Raw genomic sequence first — 2,376 nt, 5'->3', positions numbered from 1 at the left:
ATAAAATCAACAACTTGCCGATAAGGGACTTGCACCCTCTAGATAAATTCCTTACGTTTGTAGGAATGGAAGCGCATACAAGGCACACACAGCCGTTTGGCTAGATTGGGGTTTTAGGCTGGATTTAAAATTGGTCTTGTATTTGTGAATTTTGTGTTTAACCGAAGAATAAATCTTAATTTAGTCCCCAACCTCGCCAAGCGGCGGGACGTTGGCGGTAATTTTGCCTAAAAACAGAAAAAATGAGTGATATAACAAAAGAAGATTGCATAATACTCTCTACAAAAATTAGAGAAAATGTATACAAACCTGCAAATACATTTAAGACTACAATTTTCTTATGCGGAGCGGATATTTCACAAAAAGATAAAATAAGATATAAGATTGCAGAAGAAATAAAGCAAAATTGGCCATCTTCTTATTTCTATGACATAATTTACCCTGAAGATATATTTGATGAATTATTGTTTAGCTCAAAAAAAAGTGATTTATTATCATTAGAAGGTTTATTAGCAAATAGTGTTGATGCAATTGTTATCATTCCAGAAAGTCCAGGTTCTTTTGCCGAATTAGGCGCATTTGCTAATGACGAAAAATTGAGAAAAAAATTAATTTGTTTAGTTGATGTAAAATATAAAAAAGATAAAAGTTTCATCAATCAAGGACCTTTAAAACTAGTTAAAAAAGAAAATCCACACGGACTTATTTTTATTGATCCACATAATATAAAAGAAGAAATAACTAAACTTAATTCTTCATTAAGAAAGATGAAAAGTACGAGTTCGAAAGAAAGTGATGTTATTTCTTTATTACAAATAGATAATTTTTTGTTACCATCAATATACTTATTGGAACCAATTTCAAAAGACACTTTAATTCAACTCGTAAAAGTTGCAACAAAAGACGAAGAAAATCCATTTCAGTTAACAACTACCGCATTAACTAGTTTAACAAAAAAAAGACACATAGAACTTACTACTAATGGATATAAATTAACTACTTTAGGCGTTGAAAGTTTTTTAAAATTTACAGTTGCGAGTAAAAGAGATAAAAGACAAACTGAAACAATAAAAATTGACGACTTAAGATTAGAAATATTAAATTTTAAGAATAGAAAAAAGAAATTAAAGGTATAGGGAGAAAAATTTTAGACGTGTTTTCATTAATACGAGTGGTTGTTGTTCCGACAATCGAGTTTTAAACTCATTTTTATCATCACAAATTTTAAACAGAAAATCAACCTTGATTTCCTATTTAAATTTCGCTCAAGAATTTAGATGTAAAATATTTCCCTATATCCTTTAATAATAACAATATTGATTACGATGAGTAATAATGGAATTATAAAACTTAATATGCTTGGATTACCAGTAATCCAAACTTTAGATGATTTTTCATTAATCACTCACATTTCAAAATATACAATATATCAATTATCTGAAAAATCTGATTTCTATTACTGTACATACAGTATTCTTAAAAAATCAGGAAAACCTAGAATAATATGTCAACCAAGTAGAAAACTCAAGGGATTTCAGTCTTGGATTTTAGTTAACATTTTAGACAAAACAAAGGTTTCTAATTCCTGTAAAGGTTTTGAAAAAAAAAGTTCTACTTTAGATAATGCATTACCCCATAAAGGAGCAAATACAATATTAACATTAGATCTTAAAGACTTTTTCCCAAATATTACAAGTAAACAAGTTTTTAACATTTTTAAAACTTTAGGCTATAACGATTTAATTTCAACCATCTTTACAAATATTTGTACTTATAAAGGTTTCTTACCTCAAGGCAGTCCTTGTTCTCCAAAACTTGCAAATTTATGTGCTTGGAAATTGGATTTAAGAATACAAGGATATGTAGGTAAACGTGGAATAAATTACACTCGATATGCTGATGATTTATCTTTTTCAGGATTAAATCCTGCAAATGTTGTTCGCATAATTCCAATGATTTCAAAAATTATTGAAAGTGAAAATTTTATTATTAATCATTCAAAGACTAGAATTGCAAGTTCAGCTAGAGCAAAAATAGTAACAGGATTGGTTATTTCTGATGAAAATATAGGTATTGGACAAAAAAAATATAAAAACGTAAGAGCGAAAATTCATCATTTGACAAAACCAATAGAAATGGGAAATGTGAAATTATTAAATGAAGTTGGTGGTTGGCTTTCATATTTAAATAGTGTTGATAAAGACAGATTAGCTAAAGCAAATAAATACATAGCTGAATTGTATAAAAAACATCCAAAATCAATGATTCAGTTCCTAATTAAATAAAAAAAACTACCGCCAATCGAGTAGACGGCTCCGCCAGAAACTGACGGAGTGCGCCTCTCACACCACCGTACGTACGGGTCTCGTATACGGC

General features: G+C 29.2%; 2 protein-coding genes. Both read left to right on the top strand.

Annotated features, from left to right (window positions below):
• Positions 1-242 precede the first annotated feature (242 nt).
• On the top strand, positions 243-1,136 hold the full coding sequence (locus FNW52_RS20495) for a retron St85 family effector protein (protein ID WP_143379327.1): 894 nt from the start codon (positions 243-245) through the stop codon (positions 1,134-1,136).
• Between the two features lie 189 nt (positions 1,137-1,325).
• Positions 1,326-2,285, top strand: coding sequence for a retron St85 family RNA-directed DNA polymerase (locus FNW52_RS20490; protein WP_143379326.1), 960 nt, complete (start codon positions 1,326-1,328; stop codon positions 2,283-2,285).
• Positions 2,286-2,376 lie beyond the last annotated feature (91 nt).

This window comes from Flavobacterium sp. ZT3R18, from assembly GCF_007097385.1.
GTDB lineage: Bacteria > Bacteroidota > Bacteroidia > Flavobacteriales > Flavobacteriaceae > Flavobacterium.
This window is presented reverse-complemented; position numbering and strand designations above follow the sequence as displayed.